The sequence below is a fragment of the Dawidia soli genome (assembly GCF_018598185.1).
Lineage (GTDB): Bacteria > Bacteroidota > Bacteroidia > Cytophagales > Cyclobacteriaceae > Ohtaekwangia > Ohtaekwangia soli.
The window spans coordinates 25677-46997 of sequence record NZ_JAHESC010000048.1; the positions used below are offsets into that span (position 1 = coordinate 25677).

Genomic DNA, 21321 nt, shown 5'->3' on the forward strand with positions numbered 1-21321 from the left:
TTATCGATTCCGGAAGCATGTTGCTTCCGGAATCGATGTTGAAGATATATACTATCCATGCAATCTTTCTTTACACACTCCGGACGCTGGCGCCTTGCGCTGGTGGTCCTTTTGACGGCCTGCTCGCGGAATGATTCGGCTACCGTCACGACCGAAGCGCGCGTTGTAACCGTACATGTAGATGATCGCCGGCAGATCATTCATAATTTTGGCGGGTCGGACGCCTGGGCGTGCCAGTTTGTAGGCCAATGGCCCGACGACAAACGCCAACAGGTAGCCGACTGGTTATTCAGCATGGACGAAGACGCCAACGGAAAGCCCCGGGGCATTGGCTTGTCGCTGTGGCGTTTCAACATCGGCGCCGGCAGCGCGGCCCAGAATAATATCGGCGATGAATGGCGTCGTACGGAGGGCTTTCTCAATACCGACGGGAGCTATACCTGGACGCGGCAGGCCGGGCAGCAGTGGTTTCTGGAAGCCGCCCGTCAGCACGGGGTGGATCGGTTTGTCGCGTTTGTGAATAGTCCCCCGGTACAACTCACCCGCAACGGCAAAGCTTACTCCGACAACGGTGAACAGGCCAACATCTTGCCCGCCCGGTATGGCGACTATGCCGTGTTTTTGGCCACGGTCGTTAAACACTTCCGCGACCAGGGAACGACGTTTAACTATCTCAGCCCCTTTAACGAGCCACAGTGGGATTGGACAGGTAACGGGCAGGAGGGAAGTCCCTATACCAACCAGGAGATATACGACATAACCCGCAAGCTCGACTCGGTATTGATCGCCGAGGGTCTCGCCGTCAAAATACAACTGGCCGAAGCGGGCAAAATCAACTACCTGTATGAAGCAGCCGACAAGCCCACCCGTGGAAACCAGGTGGACGATTTCTTTTCGCCGACGTCACCGCGGTACGTAGGCAACATGAAGTCGGTCGATAAGGTCATCTCCGCCCACAGTTACTTCACGTCGGCGCCGATGGACCAAATGCTTTCCGTCCGCAAAGCGGTGGACGCCAAGGTAAAGGCTTCACCCACACCGTTGGAATTCTGGCAAAGTGAATATTGCGTGCTTGGTGAGCAAGAAGAGATACCCGGACCCGGCAAGGACCGCAGTATGGCGACGGCGCTGTATGTGGCGCGTCTCGTTCATCACGACCTGACCGTTGCCAACGCTTCTGCATGGCACTGGTGGACGTCGCTGTCGGCATACGACTATAAAGACGGCCTGATATATGTAGAGAAAAACAAAGCCAACGGTACGGTGGAAGACACCAAGCTATTGTGGGCGCTGGGTAACTTCAGCCGCTTTGTGAGGCCGGGATCGGTACGGGTAGTTGTATCGTCGGCCGATGTTGCGATCGACAATGTCCAGGGGCTGCTGGTGTCTGCGTATGTGCACGACGATACACACAAACTCATTACAGTGGTCGTGAACTATGGCCGGGACGAAGTACCGTTGCAGCTATCGGTTGAGGGGCATGCGGACGTACCGGTTATCGCCTACGTTACTTCGGCCGACGCCGGTGACGATCTGAAACCACAACCTGTGCAAGACGGTCACGAGCCTGTCACCATCCCTGGCCGGTCTGTCGTGACGCTGGTCAGCACGCTGGAATAATATGAACGACGGACGCGTGCCATAGAACAATGATTTGAGTCGATATAAAACGAACGATATCTTATAATGCCTATTCTATCCCATAAACACCTGACTGCGATGTCAATCTTCCTGCTGTTTGCCACCCTAATTTTCGCTATACCGCTCTGTGCGCAGCAGGGCCGGGGCGTGTTGTTCAATGAGGGCTGGAGATTTCACAAAGGTGATGTTGCCGGCGCGGAGAAACCCGCGACCACCGATGCTTCCTGGCGCGCGCTTTCACTTCCGCACGACTGGAGTGTCGAAGGCCCCTTCAGCGAAGAATGGGCCAGCGGAACAGGTTACCTGCCGGCGGGGATTGGGTGGTACCGTAAAACGTTCCATCTTGTTCCGACACAACAGAACAAGAGGCTGTACCTGTACTTTGACGGCGTATACAAAAACAGTGACGTGTGGATCAACGGTCAGCACCTCGGTAAACGTCCCAACGGCTACGCTTCGTTTTACTACGATATTACGCCGCACCTGAATAAGCAGGGCGAAAATGTCGTAGCCGTGAAGGTAGATCATACCGACTTTGGCGACTCCCGTTGGTATAGTGGTTCGGGTATCAACCGAAACGTATACCTGCTGGCCTTGGCGCCGGTACACATTGGGGTGTGGGGTATTGCCTTTACGACACCGGAGGTGTCTGCCACCCGTGCACTGGCCCGCGTGGCAGTGCATGTTGAGAACGAAACAAAGAACCCCGTGGCTGTGCGTGTAACTGCCGAGTTGGTCGACGCGGCCGGTAAGATCGTAAGCCGTGGCGAGGGCTCCGGTCGCGCTATTGCGACAGGCGGCGATGTCACGATGGACTTAGACGTCGACAAGCCGGCGCTGTGGTCGCCGGAGGACCCAACACTTTATACGCTGCGCACAACGTTGTCTGTAGACGGAAAGGAGACAGAAACGGTAGCGGAGACCGTCGGTTTCCGCAGCTTCCGCTTTGATGCCGCTAAAGGATTCTTTCTGAACGACCGCAACGTCAAACTCAAAGGCCTGTGTATTCACGACGACGCGGGCGCCCTTGGCACGGCTGTTCCCGCCGATGTGTGGGAGCGGCGCCTCCGGCTCTTCAAAGCCATGGGTTGCAACGCCATCCGCATGAGCCATAATCCACACCAGGATTACCTTTACGACCTGTGTGACAAGCTCGGCCTGATCGTACAAGACGAAGCCTTTGACGAGTGGGAGGTAAGTAAAAACAAATGGATCAAGGGCTGGAACGTTGGGGCGCCCGGCAAGGACGGCTACAGCAAAAACTTTGAGGAGTGGGCTGACCGCGATGTGCGCGACATGATCCTGAGAAATCGTAACCGCACATGCATTTTGATGTGGAGCATTGGCAATGAGATTGATTACCCTAACGACCCCTATACGGACGAAATTCTCAACACGGGGCGCAACCCGCAGATTTATGGAAAGGGTTATCAGGCAGGCAATCCGTCCGCCCGGCGCCTCGGCGAGATCGCTGCGCACCTGGCAGGGGTGGCAAAGCAATATGACACTACCCGCCCCGTGACGGCGGCCCTGGCGGGAGTGGTGATGTCCAACCTCACGACGTATCCGGAAGCGCTCGACCTGGTGGGGTATAACTACCAGGAGTACCGCTATGCCGACGATCATGCTCAATATCCCCAACGGATTATTTATGGTAGTGAAAACAGCAAGGGATATGACGCCTGGGAGGCGGTGGTGAAGAATGACTTCATCGCCGGCCAGTTTCTGTGGACTGGTATCGATTTTCTCGGCGAAGCCCGCGCCTGGCCTGTACGTGGCAGTGGTGCAGGCTTGGTAGACCTGGCCGGTTTTCCGAAGCCGGAGTATTACTATCGCAAAAGCCTGTGGACCGATGAGCCGGTGATATACCTGGCGGCCGCGAAGATTTCCCATGACGGAGCGCGGCGCCAGGGCGGGTCGGCCGCCGCCCACTGGAATTGGACGATGGGTGATTCGCTCACCGTGCTGGGTTATACCAATGCCGACGAGGCAGCGTTGATTATAAACGGTCACGTTGTTGGCCGGAAGCCGCTGCTGGAAAGTGAACAGCAGATCGCTCGCTGGAAAGTTGCCTACCGGCCCGGCACTGCCACCCTCGTGGCCTATACTAAAGGCAAGGAGACAGGCCGTTATACGCTTCAAACAGCCGGTGCCGCCAGTCAGTTGAAAGTGACAGTGGATCGAGCCATCCTGTCCGCTGCCCGTCGCGAGGTTGCTCACATTGTCGTGGAGGTAACGGATGCCCAGGGAAACCTGGTGCCGTCGTCGTCGCACGAAGTTAGCTGCCGAATAGAAGGGCCTGCCAGGCTTATCGGCCTTGAAAGTGGCGACCTGGCCAGTCATGAAGATTATAAGGGTAACAAGCGAAAAGCCTACTGTGGCAGGTGGTTGGGATATATCCAGGCGCAAACCCCAGGGTCGGTAAAGGTTATTCTTTCGGCGCCTGGACTGAATGAAGCCGTGGCTGTGTTAACGTTAAAATAGGCTTGAAGATCATGTACAGCCACAAGCCGTCAAAGGTGACGCGCTGGTAATTTAAAAACAAGGTAATTTTTAATGATATTAGTGTTGAGGATTACCACTTCAAAATAATAGAACATTAACCTTTAGCTTGATGTATAGAAGAATACTACTGTTGTTGTCTCTGTGCTTTGCCGGGTTGGTTCAGGCACAACAAGCAGTCCGGCTGGAAAGCCCTGACAAGTTGCTGCAGTTGAAATTGTCGCTCTCGGAGTCGGGCGAAATACGATATGACCTGACGAAATCGGGGGTAAGGGTGCTTGAACCTTCCACGCTTGGGATTGTGATGAAAGAGCATAATTTCTCACAAGGAATGAAATTGCTCTCCGCGTCGGATCCCCTGCTCGTAAAGGACGACTATCAAATGGTAAATGCAAAAAAAAGCAACATTCACTATGAGGCGAAGCAGTTGATAGTTTCATTTGCCAATGCGGAAGGGAAACAGATGGATATAATCTTCCGGCTGTCGGCAGACGGTCTTGCCTTTCGATATTATTTTCCGTGGGTCAATCAGGAGCAGGTCATTGAGCGCGAAGCAACGTCCTTTCACTTCAGCACAGCGGCCAGGGCATGGCTACAACCCATGAGCAAGGCCAAGGAGGGATGGAATCACACCTATCCGAGCTACGAGGAGCATTATGAACAAGATATACCGGCAGGCACCATGCCTCCTTTTCATTCCGGATGGGTCTTTCCTGCCCTTTTCAAAACAAACGCCATCTGGGCGTTGATAACCGAAGCCGGTGTAGATGAACATTACTGTGCCAGCAGGTTGATAAACGACTCCCTGAGCAGTATCTATCGCATAGGCATGCCCGATCCCAAAGAGGTGTATACGGGCGGTGGTTATCTGCCCGTGAACAATCAGCCGTGGTATACCCCCTGGAGAATTATTGCGGTAGGTAGCCTTAAAAGCATCATGGAATCTACACTCGGTACAGACCTCGCGCGGCCGAACGTGTTAAAAGATATATCATTTGTAAAGCCAGGGAAAGCCAGCTGGAGTTGGATTAACAGCAAGGATGAAAATATTACTTTTCAGGAACAAAGAAAATATATCGATTATGCGGCGAATATGCATTGGCAGTATTGCCTGATCGACGTAGACTGGGATACAAAAATCGGATATGACAGTATAAAATTTTTAAGCGATTACGCTGCAAAAAAGAATGTCGGGATTATACTATGGTATAACTCTGCCGGAGACTGGAATACGGTGGAGTATCATCCCAAAAATCGTCTCCTTACGCATGAAGACCGGGTAAACGAATTTTCACGGATTCAAGGTATGGGTATCAAAGGCATAAAGGTAGATTTCTTTGGCGGCGACGGTCAAAGCGTGATGAAATATTATTTGGATATTTTAAAGGATGCGGCAGCGTATCAATTGCTGGTGAATTTTCACGGCGCTACGCTTCCGAGAGGCTGGCATCGTACCTATCCTAATTTGGTTTCCGCAGAAGCAGTACTGGGCATGGAGATGGTCACGTTCAGCCAGCATCACGCCGATGTGCAGGCGAATCATTGCGCCATGCTGCCCTTCACACGCAATGCCTATGATCCCATGGACTTCACGCCCATGAACTTGAATAAGCTCACCCATAGTCAATGTACGAGAAAAACTTCGGCGGCATTCGAACTCGCGTTGTCGGTTTTGTTTTTGTCCGGGATTCAGCACTATGCGGAGTCGCCGGAGGGAATGGCAGAAGTACCGGATGACGTAAAGAATTTCCTGCGGACCCTGCCTGACCATTGGGATGATGTAACTTTTATAGACGGCTATCCCGGAAAGTATGTCGTGATTGCCAGAAGAAGCGGCAAGCATTGGTACGTTGCGGGCATTAATGGAGACACAACGGAGCGGAAGATGAATCTTGACCTGGCTTTCTTCAAAAAAGGCAAGGCCACACTTTACACGGAGGGACGAAATGGTGCCCTGTTTTCAAAGGATGAATTTAACGTTTCGAAGGAGAAGAAGCGGGATCTTATGCTCCCGGCAAATGGTGGATTTGTCATAGTACTCGAGTGATCGTAAAAAAGGCATAGCCGCGCCGGTTCGGCGTCTTTGCTGTGGGTAATATCTGTCTATGATAAAATGCTTATAATCAAGTTATTATCGAATTGGCATGCTTTAATTCAACTATAAAATAGTTCGACAATCGTACAGTCAGGTCGACTCCGCCCGCGGCGATTATCCCGTAACTTTTGCTATCTTTCTTTTGCCTATGTAAGCAGCAGATATGCTCAGTTATCAGAAATATGGCCCCCGCCCGATATTGGAACCGTTCATTGTGTGCTATTATGACCTTGCCTATACCCAGGGTGAAATGCGGATCATCCAGTCGCCGCCGAGTGGCTACGCAGCCATCATTTTTAACCTGGGCGATCCGTATGCTGTGCGCACAGCGGCCGAAAAGGACTTTCAGACCTTACCGGATTGCATATTGGCGGGACAGCAAACAAAAAACTATCGCATACGGCTTTCGGGGAACGTGCGCCAGGTGGGTATTGTGTTTAAACCTACTGCCATTGCCACGCTGTTCGATTTTTCCATGCGCGCCGTAGTCGACAAACGTATAAACCTCGATGCTCTGCTGGGTGACCAGACGGGGACGCTTCATACATCCCTGAAATTTGCCACGGATGTAGCCGGAAGACTTGATGCATTAAACACATATTTTACGACGCGGTTGGAGGGCCATGAGAAAAGAGTCAATGTCGCCGATATGGCGGCAGCGCTTATCCTGGAGAATACGGGTAATATAACCGTCGAGCGCCTTATGGAAGAGCTGTGTGTAAGCCGCCGGCACCTTGAACGTAAATTCCTCGAAAAGACGGGGCTTACACCCAAACAATATTGTCGCATTGTGCGGATGGCGCCTATTTCGAACCAGGTGGCCCATGCTTCGCGCGTCGATTGGCAGGACATGGTTTTTCAGGGAGGCTTTCACGATCAGAACCATTTCATCAAAGATTTTAAGGCCCTGAACGATCTGAGTCCGGGACGCTACCTGCAGGAACACGCTGAGCTTACGCGGCTACTGGATAAAAAGAAAGAATAATACCCGACCGCATTTTTACTATCGTCGCCGGTTTGCGTTCCATAGCTTTGTTTAAAAAAACAAGGCTCATGAAGATTTTACTGGTTAAAGTGATTGTGGCGGCAACTTTTGCTGCACTATCTTTTATGGTCCCGGATCGACCGGCGGCACGTGTCAGCGCAGACGAGGATGCTATTAAAAAGGTGATCATTGCCGAAACCGAAGCTTTCTGGGATAAAGACTTCAGTGCCCTCGCGGACCAATGGGCGCACGGCGACTACGTGCGTGTGGTGGGATGGTGGCAGCGTGGCGGAGTAACTGTCATGAAAGGGTGGTCGGTTATCGGCGGCCGGATGGAGAAGCTTATTACAGACAATCCTGAAAAGAACCGCCAACAGGTGCGCCGTGAAAATATGAACATACGTGTTTCCGGAAACATGGCCTGGGTAACCTTCGAGCAATACGGTACCGATACAGGCGAGGCAGCCATGGATATGCCCGGTCTGAGTTATGAAACCCGTATACTTGAAAAACAGGGTGGACGCTGGAAAATCGTATACGCAGGGTGGCTCCTCGACGGCAGCGGCGAGTCGAAACAGGCAAAGAACTAAGCAGAATATAAAAACAACCTCTCGTATGAATGAAACAAAAACGAGCCAGCAGGAAGCAACTTCCGTGTTGCAAATGAAAGGAACCTGTATCGAATTCTTTTCCGCCTACCAGGAAATGGATATCGAACGGATGCTGAACCTGTGCACCCCTGAAAGCATCGTTTACTTCGAGCCGCTGGATCAGGCCGGTACGGGTCTTGTTCACGAGCTTGGCAAAAACATCTGGACCGCACTGATGGATTGTTTTCCCGACCTCGACAACACGGTAACATCGCTGGAATGGATCGAGGCGCAGCATGCCGTGAAATGCCGGGTATCTATTTTCGGCACGCAACGAAAGGACTTTGCCGGCATCCCCGCGCATGGCCTTCGGTTTGATTCGGAACACATCTTTATTTTCAAATTCGACGATCTGTCGCACGTGACCGAGCTGCGTGTGTTGTGGGACCACGACAAGTTCGTGCAACAACTTACGCCGACAGTCCTGTGAAGGAAATAGCAGTCACGGACGTTGATTAAAAGATCCGGATCGGGGCGCGAATTAAGTCGCCGTCGCCGCTACACGGCAAAATGGTAGCCGATACCCTTGATCGTGATGATCTGGACCGATGGATCTTCCTTCAGGTAATCGCGCAGCTTGGTAATGTACACATCCAGGTTGCGCGAATTAAAAAACGAATCGTCGCCCCACAATTTCATGAGAATGTCTTTGCGAAGTACAGTGGCGTTCTTGTTGTCGATCAGGGTTTGCAGCAGGGTAGACTCGCGATGCGAGAGTTTTTTTATAGTCGTATCATACCGCAGCTCATACCGCAGTGGCAGGAACTCGTAACGGCCGATGGTAATGTTCTCCTGTGTCGTGGTCTTTTGCGATTGCGTAAGTTGCAGCAGGTTTGTGATACGAACAATAAGCTCTTCCATGCTGAACGGTTTGCGTATATAGTCATTGCCGCCGGCTTCAAAACCTTTCAGCAGATCTTCTGTTTGTATCCTGGCGGTAACGAAAATGATGGGCAGCGATGGCGCCAGCCGGCGCATTTCCCTGGCCAGCGTATAACCGTCCCTGGTGGGCAGCATAACATCGAGCACACAGATGTCGGGCTTTAGTGACTGGAACCGGGCCATGGCATCTTTGCCGTCGTCCACCATCGTCACTTCAAAATCGCGGCTTTCCAGGCTTTCTTTTACAATACGGGCCAGGAATGGCTCGTCTTCCACGTAGAGTATTTTGACCTTGCTCATGATAATAATGCCGTTGCACCTTGCCGGGGAAGGATAATGGTAAAACAGCTTCCTTTGCCGGGCTTGCTCTGCAGGTCGATACGACCACCGTGGCTGCGGATTACACTCGCCACATAATGGAGCCCCAGTCCATAACCCTTTGTATTGTGAACATCGCCCGTGGGTATGCGGAAAAATTTCTCGAAGATCTTTTTCTGGTATTCCGCAGCAATACCCAGTCCCTCATCCTTTACGGACAGGCTTACTGAATCTGCCGCATTTTTTAGCGACACCGTGATCACCGGACTTTTGGCGCTGTATTTCAACGCATTGTCAATGAGGTTATAGATGACATTCGTGAGGTGGATGGCGCCCCCGTGCAGCACGAAGTTGTTTCCCTCTTTATTATAATGTATCGTCGCTCCGCGGGTTTCAAAAACCATCTTCATCGAGACTATGATCTGTTGCGTGATGGTATCCATGTCTATCCTTTCGGGGCGGTAGTCGACACCGTTGGTTTCAAAAACCGATGTCTCCAGGATTTTATCCGTCATCACCGTCAGCCGGTTCAATTCATGTTGTGCTATGTCCAGGTAGGCCTGCGTGAGCGTGGGGTTGTCGATCGCATGAAAGTTCCGCAAAGCCTCGAGCGCCACACTGACCGTAGCTACCGGCGTTTTGAGCTCGTGCGTAACGTTGCTGATAAAGTCGTTCTTGGCCTCCATGAGACGTTGCTGCGCCCGGAGGTTCCGGAACATCACCAGAAATGCCGTAGCCGTAAGCAGCGTCAGGAAAAGAGCGAACAGAATTTGTGGTGTTATCTGCGCCAGGATGACGCCTCGTACATTTGCCAGCGATGCCGTGTATCGGCTTACCGGGTTGGTGCGTACGGCATCCAGCGTGAGAGAGTCGGCGTACAGAGCGTTTTCACTTCGTTGCCCGGCTTCCTGCGCTGTTTCAAACTCGCTGGTAAATCCGAAGGGGCCTGGGTGCCGGCCATGCTCCGGGGGAGCTGTAACTGCATGGCGTATCGTGAAAGGCGTGTGTATGTTGGCCTTGCCGAGCGCTTCGCGGTATTGCATACGGAGCGTGTCCATATTCAATGTGTCGGTGGTGAGGCGTACGATGAAACTCTTGCCCGGGGCGGCCCTCATTTCACCACGGATCGTCTGAAGGCGCCCCGCAATCGGCCGAAGCATGTCCGGGCTGATGGAATCGCCGGTTGAGATGGCCGTATAGATCGCTACCTCGCCGCGTTCGTCATTGTCGCGAAGGTGTTTTATGTGATTGGCCCGATACGCGAGTGCCGGCCGTGCCGAGTCGCCTGTTAAACCATATTCTACCGAACGTGGCAGTGAATCTGCCGGAAGGATTTCTACGCTGCGCATAAAGAGCGAGTCCCGGAGCGTTATGACGGTAGTCCTGAAAATCATGCTGCTTTCGCGTCGCAGGCTATGAAATGCTTTTTCATACGAGCTCTGCAGCCAGAAAATTTGCAGGATGACCAGCAGCGCAAGACTGCAGATCATCAGCGCTATGGTTACGATGTTCTTGTTTTGCTTCATGTTTTTTCGCGCTCCCTGTTCGATGGCCAAAGTTTTCCTGCCCGGTCATATTGATACCAACCGTTGCATCGTGCCGCCATAACACCCTAAAGCGGCGACGCATCGGTTATGCAAAGGTAATGCGATCCACCGGCGTAACGAACGGCTTTAACCTTAATTAACAATCCATTCAGACCTATTAACGGTGCAGAACCCCTCCGCACGGTAGCTTTACCATTGAATTCGACGACCAGCTAACGCAAACCCATTGGACCGTATGAAGAAAGTAATCATTATCAGTAGTATCCTGGCATCGCTTGCCGGAGCGCACGTCGGTTTCGGCCAGACCTCTGCCGGTGTAATACGATATGAGGTAAAAATAAACCTGCATCGCCGCCTGCCGCCCGACCGTGAAGCCATGAAAGATGCAATTCCCGAATTCAACGTACACCAGGAAGAGCTCTTCTTCAACGAGACTGCTTCGCTTTACAAACCTGTGGAAGAGGATGAAGATGAGTTCGAAGCCGACGGCGGCGGCATGCGCATGCGTTTCAGAAGGCCACAAGGTGAATATTATACCGACCAGGCAACGGCTGCATCCATCGTTCAGCAGGACATTATGGGAAAGAAGTACCTGGTACAGGATTCATTGTTGGTGCTGCCCTGGAAATTAGGCGCCGGAACAAAAACGATCCTGGGGTATACATGTCGGCAGGCCACCTATTATAACGAAGCGCGCAAACAGGAGATCGTAGCCTGGTATACAGACAAGCTGCGGCCGTTTCTCGGCCCCGAGCGTTTCAATTCATTGCCCGGTGGCGTGCTGCAGGTAGATGTGAACGGTGGTGAAACGGTCATTACCGCACAACAGGTAGTCCTGCGCCCGTTAAAAAAGAATGAGCTGAAAGCGCCCACCGGTGGCGAGCGCATTACGCAAGCCGAATTCCAGAAAATATCCCACGAGCAAATGCAGCGGACGGGCAGAGGCCCCGGTGCCCCAGGCTCCAGACCCTGATCGTATTCAATTATGCAACGATTTCTATACCTGCTTTTTTTTGTTAGCCACATCGGCATCGCCCAGAAGCTCACGGTAAAAGGGCACCTGAAAGACACCACGGGGACTGCGCTGCCATCGGCGACCGTTATGATCCTGAGCGCGAAAGATTCATCGCTCGTAAATTTCGATATGACCGCTGCTGACGGCGCTTTCGAAATACGGAATCTTGCCCGCCAGGAATATATACTCAAGATCACCTACCTGAGCTATGCCACGCTCGTGCAGAAGATCTCTCCCTCCAGCGGGAACGAGGTGGATGTCGGCGATCTGCGTATGCAACCCCAGGCACGACAGCTTGGCGAAGTAACGGTGGAAGACGATGCCCCCGTACGCGTAAAACGCGATACGATAGAATTTAACGCCAACGTTTTTAAAACGAATGAGAATGCCGTTGTAGAAGATCTGCTTAAAAAACTGCCCGGTGTGGAAGTTGACAACGATGGTACCATACGTGCCCAGGGCGAGCAGGTAAAACGCATTACGGTAGACGGCAAAGAATTCTTCGGCACGGATCCCAAGCTCGCCACACGAAACCTGCCCGCCGATGCCATCGACAAAGTGCAGGTATTCGATAAAAAATCCGACCAGGCCGTATTCTCCGGGATAGACGACGGCCAGCGCGAAAAGACCATCAACCTCGCGCTCAAAGAAGAAAAACGGAATGGCGCTTTCGGTACGCTGATGGGTGGAGTCGGAACAAACGACCGGTACCAGGCACGAGCAAGCCTCAACCGCTTTCGCAAACAGGAGCAACTGTCGTTGCTCGGCATGGCCAACAACATAAACGAACAGGGCTTCGGCATAGACGACTACATGAGCTTTACCGGTGGCTCGCAGCAAATGGCCGCCGGTGGGGGTGGCGTTGTGCGGATGACGATCAGTCCCAATAACCCGTCCGGCGTATCGCTCAACCCCGGAGGACGCAACAGCGGCATGATGACGAACTATGCGGGGGGCGTAAATTATAATAAGAACCTTACCAGAAATACGGAACTGAGCACCAGCTACTTCTATAATCACCTGGACCATAACCTCCTCCAGACTACCGAGCGCATCAACTTCGCTCCCAGCGGGGACCTCACCTTCAACCAGAACAGCCGTCAGAACAATACGAATACTAACCATCGTCTGAACGCGATCATCGATCATAAAATCGATTCTCTGAACTCGCTCAAGTTCACAACGAATGTGACATACAACGAAACCGATACCAATGAATCCAGCACGAGCGAAAACCAGGCTACGGACGGAAGTCTTCTGAATGACAACAACACACGAACCGTTGCCGATGGCACATCGCTTACGGCAAACAACTCGTTGCTATGGCGTCATCGCTTTGCAAAGAAAGGACGTACCCTGTCGGTAAATGCGCAGTTGAATGTAACCGATACGGATCGCAGGGGCAGCATCGATGCCCTTACCAACTACTACACACAGTCGGAGGGAGGCGTGCAGACGTTGCAAACCAACGACCTGGCCACCAACACCCTTACCTACAGCGGTACATTGTCGTATACAGAACCGCTGGGGGGGCGCAAATACCTGGAAGCAAACTATAGCTACCGGGCCAACCGGAACGACGTCAGGAAAAACGTATTCGACGTGAACAGTGGCGAGCCCGTAGCCAACGACAGCCTGAGCAACTTGTATACCAGCAACTACCAATACCACCGCGGGGGGCTGAACTTCCGCCTCAACCGGTCTGACTACACGATAACGGTAGGGGCGGGTGTGCAGCAGACATTTCTCGATGGCGAGCTGAAGCTGTCCGGTACAACCCTATCCAAGTCTTATCGCAATGTGCTGCCCGTAGCGCGGTTCAATTACGATTTCACGTCTACCCGGCATCTGCGGTTCGACTATGAAACATCGGTGACGGAGCCGACCTTACAGCAGCTTCAGCCCGTGGTGGACAACAGCGATCCGCTCAACCTTTTCGTGGGCAATCCCGGTCTGCGGCCAGCCTATGCGCACAACGTACGCCTCCACTACATGATGTTCAACCCGGCATCGTTCGTGAACTTCTTCGGCTTTGCGGATATTACGTATACAAAGAACGCCATCACCAACTCACAGGCATACACGGAAGAAAGTATTCGGATATCAAAACCCGTAAACGTAGACAATACACTGCGTCTGAACGGAAATGCAACCGTCGGATTCCCCATTCAAAGGCTCAACAGCCGCTTCAGCATAACGGCCACGGCTTCGCGGCAAAAGGGCGTGAACGTCATCGACGATCTTCAAAGCACCATCGCCCAGAATACGCTCGGCGGGCGCTTCCGCTACGATTACCGCTTTAAGGAAATATTCGATTTCAGTCTCGGCGCAAACATCAGTCGTCAGTCTACTACCTATGCGTTCGATGCCGCCTCCAATCAGCTGTATTATAACAATAGCTACACTGCCGAGGGGAATCTTCACCTCTTCGATAACATGTATTTGCTGAGCTCGTCCCTGGAGTATCTTACTTACGAAAGCAAAACTAGCGATTACCGCCAGGCAATACCCTTTCTCAACCTATCCATTTCCCGCTATATCCTTAAAGCCAAAAGCGGCGAGCTTAAACTATCCGTCAATAACCTGCTCGATGAGAGCGCCGGCGTATCCCAGACCGCCGATGTAAACTACTTTCAACGGCAGGTCACCAATTCCCTCGGCCGTTACTACATGCTAACGTTCATCTATTCCCTCAACAAACAGCTTAACCCCCTGGGCGGCATGCGTCCACCCCCGGGGGGCGGTATGAGATTCATCAGACCTTAAATGCGTTTCTCTTTCTTCCCTGAAGCATTTATCGGGACGTACTGGCGATGAATAAGTGGTTTGTACCAGGGGTTCAGCAGCACCCGCAAGCTTTTTAGATCATCCCGGAAGCGGCGCCAATTGTTCAGCCAGGTATATGCGTGGCACATTCCCGGAGGTGGATCCTTTGGCTGGAAGCGTGGCGCCGTTTTGGGCAGTTCGAGAGAGCCTTTTTGGCATAACAGTCTATAGGTAATTGGAACAGAAAAGTTTACACACAAGATTGTGACAATTTTATGAGACTAATATTATAATAACGGTCTAAAGTGCAAATCGGAGAGGTGAATTGGTTACAAAACGGGCTACTATAGTACATGGAGAGGTTTGTTTTTTGTAAACAATTTTATCTCCTTAACTCGTATTAGTTTATTTTTTTTTTGATATTTGGCTATTCGGAGTCAAAAAAGGTTGATGAGAAAGTTAGCGAAAAGACTGTTGGTGAATGGCAACCTGGCGAAGAAGATGTTTCAATTTACTATGAAAATCCCCAAACTCTTGATCAACACTTAGATTGCATAGCTGATGCTAAACTTTTTTTGGTCAGGGCTGGTAATTGGATTATAGTTTATAAGTACAGAAGAATCACGCGACGAAGTAAGATTTGTGTAATAATCGCTGATGAATGATCAGTAGGTTGGTTAAAAGATGCCTTGTGAAAATGCATCCTTACTTTAAGCAGTAATTTGGAAGATAGATAGTGCCGGAAAAGTCCCTTTTTGATTTGGTAATACATAGTCAAATGTGACGCTTGAGAAACAGCGGTGCTCGACAGGTACAGCTATGTCATGAAGATCAGCCGGAACTGACTTTATGATGAGATGTTCATGTGTGTTTTTTGTAATCTCCTGTTGTTCTTACTAACGATAGCGTATTGTATGTTAAACTAAAGTATAATTATGTTAGACGAAGTGTACCTATTCTAATCCTCCTCAAATGAAAAAGTTATTACTCATCCTACTGTTACCAGTGCTGATAGGCACCGGGCAGCTTGCCGCGCAAGTCACGCCGGCCACTCAAGGAGTGGACTGTGGTGGTATTGCGACAATCAATGTAGCCGTAAACGGCGCGCTTTATTATGCCACCACGACGGGTGGTCTTGTTATCCGAGACAATGGTGTCGACAAAGCACTGCTTGTGACCACCCAGGGAACACTGACCGTACGAGCTGCTTCCGGCAGCGGGGAAGTTCTCATATCACTGGCCAGCAATCCGGATGTTGTGGTCGGGCGAGCGGCGGTGACGATAAATCCGTTGCCCATAGGTGATATCTCTGGCACCGGCCTTTCAAATGGGATCAGTTGTATCGCGTCGGACGGGACAGGAACGTATTCAATTCCCACTATACCCGGGGCGAATTACATCTGGCGGATCACAAACGGAGGCCAGCATACCCGGATCCTGAGTGGTGCGAATACCAATACAGTAACCGTCGAATCGATCAACGAAGGTAACTCATCGCTTACGGTGTATGTATATAACGATTGTACCGCAGAGCTTTGCGCGGCCATCAGCAGAAGCATAAGGATCAAAAAGACCTTTACACTTGCCCCCGATGAAACCTTTGGCGGCCCCGCCTGTATGGACGCTTCTGTGCTGGGAGAGGACAATATCCTGGTTTACAGCGTAAAACCCTACCTGGGATTGTATGATACGCGAAACGACTACGCGTGGACGCTGAGCGCCGGCCTGGAGGAATTGTACCGCAGTGCCGATGGAAGCAGTATTTCTCTGCGGGTAAACGACCCTTCTGTTGACCAGGAAGTAAGCATCGTGGTGGGTGCTGCCTGCAACGGCCAGAGCAACAGGCTGACAAAAATATTGAAAGCTCCTGCCCCGGCGCCTACGTTTGCTTCTGAGTCATTTTGCGTGAGCGATGTGACCGGTACCCAGGCGACGTTTGCCGTGACCAACAATCCGGATGGAAAATTCAGCTATAATTGGATATTGCCGGCCAACTGGACGATCGTTTCTTCCAATGGCCCGGATAAAACGCAGGTAACGATTCAATTCAACAACACAGGTCCCGGCAACATTACGGTGGCGGCTTCGCACGATGGCTGCGGTACCAAGTTCTCTACGTTTGGTGTAAACCGGTACCCGGCGGTCGCTTCACCGATCTCCGGAGCAACGTGTGTGGCTTTTGGTGCTATCACGCCGCTTACCTATAGCGTACAGGGTGGTGGAAGCAATACCTATAAATGGGAAGTTATTCCTGCGTCTGCAGCCTGGACGGTAACCACCGGTAACGGAGCGTCCATTGATATCATTCCGGCGTTTGGAAATATCCCCGCCAGCGGACAGGTAGAAGTGCGTGCGACGATAGAAGGGAATTGCGGCACGGCACCGGTAGTCAGCTCCCTCCTGGTAAACGTAGGCCCGGGCAAACCGGCGGCGATCACCGGTACCGCATGTGTACCGTTTGGTACGGGGTCCCTTACGTACAGCATAACGCCGGTACTTCGAGCGACCGGTTACAAATGGACCATACCTCAAACCTGGAGTGTTACGGGAGGTACGGATGGCACCAGTGTGACAGTAAATACCAATAACACCAATGGTCAGCTGAAAGTAGCCGCGTTGGGATGCTCGGTTGCCGCCACCAGTGCGGAAACCACGCTTGACGTGACGATGGGCCCTCCGCTACCGGGTAACATCACAGGATTGGAATGTGTGGCGTATGGCACTACCGGAATGACCTATAACATTGCCCCGGTGGCCAATGCAACCGGCTACGAATGGGAGGTTCCGGCTGGATGGACGAAATCCGTCAGCGCCGATCAGCTTACGGTTACCGCTACTCCTACCAACAATACATCGGGCGATGTAAGGGTGCGGGCGCTGGGCTGCAGTAGCGGTGCTAACAGTGCGTTTAAAGCATTGACGGTGAACGTGGGACCGCCGCAACCCGGCACGATCACAGGTCCAATCTGTATCACATCGCCGGGAGGCAACGTGGTGTATAGTGTTACACCGGTAGCCAATGCAAACGGCTATGCCTGGAACTTCCCTCCGGGCTGGGTAGTCGACGGTTCCAGCAACAGCGCTTCCATCAACGTAACTCCGAACAGTACGGGTGGTGAAGTAGGCGTCGTTGCGTTGGGATGTAACACCGGTACCAATAGTGCCAAGCAGGCCATAACAGTAACGCCGGCACCCGTCCAGCCGGGTGTAATCAGCTACGATGTTTTCGATGGCAATCCTAGTTCAGTCAATACGTGTATCGGTAAGGGTGCAGTTCAAAGTGTTACCTTCTCCATACCAGGGCAAGTCCCCGGAGCTCAAAATTACACATGGACCTTCCCGGCGGCATGGAATGCTCCCCCGATCACAACCACCGGTTTGACCGCGCAAGTGTCGACGGATGCGGCAACCGCCGGCGAGATTTCAGTAGTCGCGAATGGCAGCGTCGCAGGTTGCAACAGTTCGGCACGGACATTACAAGTTGTTCGCGGAGGATTGGAATTCTGTGTGGATGTGTTTACGATTCCAAACTTTAAAGGATATGCTATCATGGAGGGAACCGTTACAAACGGTACTCCGGTAAGCTACGCCTGGTACATTGGCAGTGTTACAGGCACGCCGGCTTCAACGGAGAGCGCTTTGTTTGGTCCCGCGGCAACGATCGGCACAAAAACAGTATACGTTGTTATTGTCGATGATGGTGGTTGTACCACAACCCTCGCAATCCCCGGAACGGTCACCCCCACAGAGGATATTTGTACGGAAGGAGGCATTATGCCGCAGTCTGCGAGCGCACGCGTCTCTACGAGCGCCCGGAATATCGCCAAGCAAGCCGGTTTATCTGAATCTGAAAGTGTATCGGGAAGCAGCCTGAAGCTATTCCCGAATCCTTCGGCGGATGATATCAATATTGTGCTCCCGGACAATGTTGCGAGCGCAAGCGTCACTATTTACAACGCTTCGGGCACGTTGACGAAGGCACTGCCAGGAGTAGAAAAGGAAACAAAACTGGATATTCGTGACTATCCGGACGGAACCTACATCGTTCTGGTCCGCACAGCATCGGGTATACTCCACAATAAATTCGTCGTGAAGCATTAGTAGTCAGCGACGTTCTAAATAAAACAACAATCCCACTTCAGCCGGTCGTTATCGGTTGGAGTGGGATTATCACGAAAAGTATGAAGGGAAGAAAATCAGTAACAATCGTTATTTTAGTACTGGTAGGGATAATGGCAAACGCCCAGGTGCAGGTGCAGGATTCCCTGGCACTGGTGGCGTTGTACAATGCTACCGGAGGGCCTGCATGGACGAACAATACAAATTGGCTTCAGCCAGGAAAAAAGGTGTCTACCTGGTATGGCGTCACATTGGATGTCAACGTAGTGCTCAATGTAAATCTGTTCAATAATAACCTTACGGGGGCGATTCCGGACGCTATTGGCGACCTCGGCTCGCTGGTGTCACTAACCCTGGCGGAGAACCATCTGTCGGGAACTATTCCCATCTCCATTAAAAAATTAACAAAACTTGGATTTTTTACCGTGGCAGGTAATGACTATACGGGTGAAATGCCCTCATTTCTATTTGATTTACCAGCGATACAGTATGTGGTACTGAGTGATAATGGCTTTACAAGCGTCGCTCCCCTGCAAGGAAAGTCTTCGAGCCTCCGGGGGATCTTCATGGATGGTAACATACTGGACTTCGCCGACATAGAGCCTTTTTATAATCCCACGTATCCCGGGCTGTTCTACAGTCCTCAGGCTCCTATCTATACCGCCAGTACAGTAACTGTGCGGGAAGGGGCCTCGGTCACGCTAAAAGCGACGACTGCCGGATCGGCCAACGAATATCAATGGTTGAAAGACAATGTCGCCCTACCGGGTGCGACACAGGCAAATTATACCTGGACAATAGGGCTGGCAGACGCGGGCCATTACACCGCGCAGGTGACCAATACCATTGCTCAGAACCTTACACTGGAAAGGAATCCAATCACCCTGAATGTGAAGAACGACACCGTCTATGCTTCCTGTAAAGGGTTGTCTATAACGCTTAGCGCTGCGGTGGCAGATCCGCAGGCTACGTACCGATGGAGTACGGGGGCCACTACGGCCTCGATTGTGGCAAGCACCTCTGGCGACTACGGCGTACAGATCGAGACGGCTGACTATATCGTAAAAGATACCCTTCGGGTAGTGATACCCGCTACGTTGTCCCTCCCGGAAACGGCAGATGTGTGCGCGGCTTCCGCTCCGTTAGCCGCCAATGTCAGTGCCGATAGTTATGAATGGCAATTGCCTGACGGATCGACCAGCAACCAACCTACCCTGACCGCCACACTGGACGGACAGTATGTCCTGACCATTCAACAGCAGGAATGCACGCAGAAAGACAGCGTGGACGTGATCTTAAATCATTTTACCCCGGGGGAATTCAGCGTTTCTGCAGGCAGCGCGTCGGTTGAATCGGACGATCCGGTGCTTACAAAAGTACCGCTGACCTTTACCAATACCACCGGAACCGGTAAGGGCTTCACCTGGTCGTTCGGTGACGGTGCCACATCGTCGGAAGAAAACCCGGCACATGCTTACAGCGAGGCGGGGCAATACCCGGTTGTTCTGAGCGGTACCGACGACCGGAACTGCCCGATCACTGTAGAGAAGACGATACATGCACAAGACCTTGTCATTACCAACGCCATTAGTCCGAATGGCGACGGCCGGAACGACAAACTCTACATAGAACCATTTTTATACGGAGCTGAGCTTAAAGTCATGAATCGATGGGGCCAGGAAGTTTACAAAACGTCTTCTTACCACGATGACTTTACTGGTACGAGCCTTGAAAGCGGCGTGTATTACTACGAACTCCACTTTAAAGAAATCGACAAAGACTATAAAGGATATTTTCACATCATGAAGTAAGTCGCCCTGTTTATACGTCACCTAGGTTACATGAGAAAATTACTACTTGCAGCATTATTCATTACGGCAGTATTTAACGGTATGGCGCAGCAGCAGCCTGTGTTGAGCCAGTACATGTTGAATAATTATTATTTCAACCCCGCCTATACAGGATCGGGCGAGCTTTACAATTTTTCGGTATTGCACCGGTCGCAATGGTCGGGCTATAAAGATTACAACGGAAATACCGCTGCGCCCGAGACACAACTGCTGACGGCAACGGCAAACCTTGATAGTACCGGTCATAGCGTTGGCTTGCTCGCGTCACGTGACAAGACGGCTGCACTTACAACCTTCCAGGCAGAGCTTTCATACGCCTATAGTATTTCGTTAACCAGCAAAAGTACGCTGGCGCTGGGATTTCGCGGTGGTATCGCCACCCGGTCGATCGACTATGACGAGTATATCGTTAAACACCCGGACGACGAGTTTATAAAAGAGGGAAAACAATCGGAAACCAAGCCGAATGTTACGCTGGGCGTGTGGTACAATCATACAAAATACTACGCCGGCGTCTCTGCCAAAGGACTGGTTACACAAGCCGACTACAATACCCTGGGGCTGGAGAATGAAAAGAGCATAATCATTACCGCCGGGTATCATATCGATCTTTCACGTGACTGGACACTCACGCCCGCCATGCAGGTTATAACCACTACGGATCACACTGCCGTGCAGGGCAGCGCGACGGTAAACCATGTCGATGTGTTCTGGGCGGGTTTGTCGTACAGGCATGAGGAGGCGGCCACCATCCTGGTAGGATTTTCTGCACTCGAAAAGAAGCTTCGCGTAGGCTACGCTTTTGACTATACCACGGGCAACCGAAGCGCTAAAGGAAGCACATCTCATGAGCTCATGATGGCTTACCGGCTTGGCAAGCTGCACGCGAGGAAACGCGTCGTGGTAGAAAAGCAAACCCCGATCGAATAAGGCTATTGCACGGCATATTTT

General features: G+C 51.8%; 13 protein-coding genes. 11 read left to right on the forward strand and 2 right to left on the reverse strand.

Translation table 11 applies throughout. The annotated features are described in order from the left end of the window. The first annotated feature begins 57 nt into the window (after window positions 1–57). The 6 genes from KK078_RS24805 (at window position 58) to KK078_RS24830 (ending at window position 8303) form a co-directional block, all read left to right on the forward strand. A complete protein-coding gene (locus tag KK078_RS24805; protein WP_254093027.1) occupies window positions 58–1620 on the forward strand; it encodes a glycoside hydrolase in 1563 nt (520 codons plus the stop codon). 99 nt (window positions 1621–1719) lie between these two features. Continuing rightward, window positions 1720–4125 carry a sugar-binding domain-containing protein gene (locus KK078_RS24810; RefSeq protein WP_254093028.1) on the forward strand — a complete coding sequence of 802 codons (2406 nt, stop codon included), beginning with the start codon at window positions 1720–1722 and terminating at the stop codon, window positions 4123–4125. A 130-nt stretch (window positions 4126–4255) separates the two neighbouring features. Next, window positions 4256–6190 (forward strand): glycoside hydrolase family 97 protein, encoded by a 1935-nt coding sequence (locus KK078_RS24815; RefSeq protein ID WP_254093029.1) that lies wholly within the window; start codon window positions 4256–4258, stop codon window positions 6188–6190. 211 nt (window positions 6191–6401) lie between these two features. Beyond that, window positions 6402–7223 carry a helix-turn-helix domain-containing protein gene (locus KK078_RS24820; RefSeq protein WP_254093030.1) on the forward strand — a complete coding sequence of 274 codons (822 nt, stop codon included), beginning with the start codon at window positions 6402–6404 and terminating at the stop codon, window positions 7221–7223. Window positions 7224–7291: 68 nt separating this feature from the next. Continuing rightward, on the forward strand, window positions 7292–7813 hold the full coding sequence (locus KK078_RS24825; RefSeq protein ID WP_254093031.1) for a YybH family protein: 522 nt from the start codon (window positions 7292–7294) through the stop codon (window positions 7811–7813). A gap of 25 nt (window positions 7814–7838) precedes the next feature. Next, a complete protein-coding gene (locus tag KK078_RS24830; RefSeq protein WP_254093032.1) occupies window positions 7839–8303 on the forward strand; it encodes a nuclear transport factor 2 family protein in 465 nt (154 codons plus the stop codon). 68 nt (window positions 8304–8371) lie between these two features. Here KK078_RS24830 and KK078_RS24835 read toward each other — a convergent pair whose 3' ends face one another. Continuing rightward, entirely contained in the window at window positions 8372–9055 is a 684-nt protein-coding gene (locus KK078_RS24835) for a response regulator transcription factor (RefSeq protein WP_254093033.1), read from the reverse strand. Further along, window positions 9052–10599, reverse strand: a complete 1548-nt coding sequence (locus tag KK078_RS24840; protein ID WP_254093034.1) for a sensor histidine kinase — start codon at window positions 10597–10599, stop codon at window positions 9052–9054. Before KK078_RS24840 ends, KK078_RS24835 begins: the two co-directional genes overlap by 4 nt. Window positions 10600–10855: 256 nt before the next feature. Here KK078_RS24840 and KK078_RS24845 point away from each other — a divergent pair, with 256 nt between their 5' ends. The 5 genes from KK078_RS24845 (at window position 10856) to KK078_RS24865 (ending at window position 21300) form a co-directional block, all read left to right on the forward strand. Continuing rightward, on the forward strand, window positions 10856–11593 hold the full coding sequence (locus KK078_RS24845; protein WP_254093035.1) for a GLPGLI family protein: 738 nt from the start codon (window positions 10856–10858) through the stop codon (window positions 11591–11593). Between the two features lie 12 nt (window positions 11594–11605). Next, window positions 11606–14401, forward strand: coding sequence for an outer membrane beta-barrel protein (locus KK078_RS24850; protein ID WP_254093036.1), 2796 nt, complete (start codon window positions 11606–11608; stop codon window positions 14399–14401). A gap of 972 nt (window positions 14402–15373) precedes the next feature. After that, window positions 15374–18502 carry a T9SS type A sorting domain-containing protein gene (locus KK078_RS24855; RefSeq protein ID WP_254093037.1) on the forward strand — a complete coding sequence of 1043 codons (3129 nt, stop codon included), beginning with the start codon at window positions 15374–15376 and terminating at the stop codon, window positions 18500–18502. A gap of 80 nt (window positions 18503–18582) precedes the next feature. Next, the gene (locus KK078_RS24860; RefSeq protein WP_254093038.1) at window positions 18583–20331 is read left to right on the forward strand and encodes a T9SS type B sorting domain-containing protein; all 1749 of its coding nucleotides are present in this window, start codon (window positions 18583–18585) and stop codon (window positions 20329–20331) included. 30 nt (window positions 20332–20361) lie between these two features. After that, window positions 20362–21300 carry a PorP/SprF family type IX secretion system membrane protein gene (locus KK078_RS24865; RefSeq protein WP_254093039.1) on the forward strand — a complete coding sequence of 313 codons (939 nt, stop codon included), beginning with the start codon at window positions 20362–20364 and terminating at the stop codon, window positions 21298–21300. The last annotated feature ends 21 nt before the right edge of the window (window positions 21301–21321 follow it).

Excerpts from the sequence above, each read along its gene's own strand:
- KK078_RS24845 (WP_254093035.1), top strand. The coding sequence starts at position 10,856 with ATGAAGAAAGTAATCATTATCAGTAGTATCCTGGCATCGCTTGCCGGA.
- KK078_RS24810 (WP_254093028.1), top strand. The coding sequence starts at position 1,720 with ATGTCAATCTTCCTGCTGTTTGCCACCCTAATTTTCGCTATACCGCTC.
- KK078_RS24835 (WP_254093033.1), bottom strand. The coding sequence starts at position 9,055 with ATGAGCAAGGTCAAAATACTCTACGTGGAAGACGAGCCATTCCTGGCC.
- KK078_RS24820 (WP_254093030.1), top strand. The coding sequence starts at position 6,402 with ATGCTCAGTTATCAGAAATATGGCCCCCGCCCGATATTGGAACCGTTC.
- KK078_RS24860 (WP_254093038.1), top strand. The coding sequence starts at position 18,583 with ATGAAGGGAAGAAAATCAGTAACAATCGTTATTTTAGTACTGGTAGGG.
- KK078_RS24840 (WP_254093034.1), bottom strand. The coding sequence starts at position 10,599 with ATGAAGCAAAACAAGAACATCGTAACCATAGCGCTGATGATCTGCAGT.
- KK078_RS24855 (WP_254093037.1), top strand. The coding sequence starts at position 15,374 with ATGAAAAAGTTATTACTCATCCTACTGTTACCAGTGCTGATAGGCACC.
- KK078_RS24850 (WP_254093036.1), top strand. The coding sequence starts at position 11,606 with ATGCAACGATTTCTATACCTGCTTTTTTTTGTTAGCCACATCGGCATC.
- KK078_RS24865 (WP_254093039.1), top strand. The coding sequence starts at position 20,362 with ATGAGAAAATTACTACTTGCAGCATTATTCATTACGGCAGTATTTAAC.
- KK078_RS24825 (WP_254093031.1), top strand. The coding sequence starts at position 7,292 with ATGAAGATTTTACTGGTTAAAGTGATTGTGGCGGCAACTTTTGCTGCA.
- KK078_RS24830 (WP_254093032.1), top strand. The coding sequence starts at position 7,839 with ATGAATGAAACAAAAACGAGCCAGCAGGAAGCAACTTCCGTGTTGCAA.
- KK078_RS24805 (WP_254093027.1), top strand. The coding sequence starts at position 58 with ATGCAATCTTTCTTTACACACTCCGGACGCTGGCGCCTTGCGCTGGTG.
- KK078_RS24815 (WP_254093029.1), top strand. The coding sequence starts at position 4,256 with ATGTATAGAAGAATACTACTGTTGTTGTCTCTGTGCTTTGCCGGGTTG.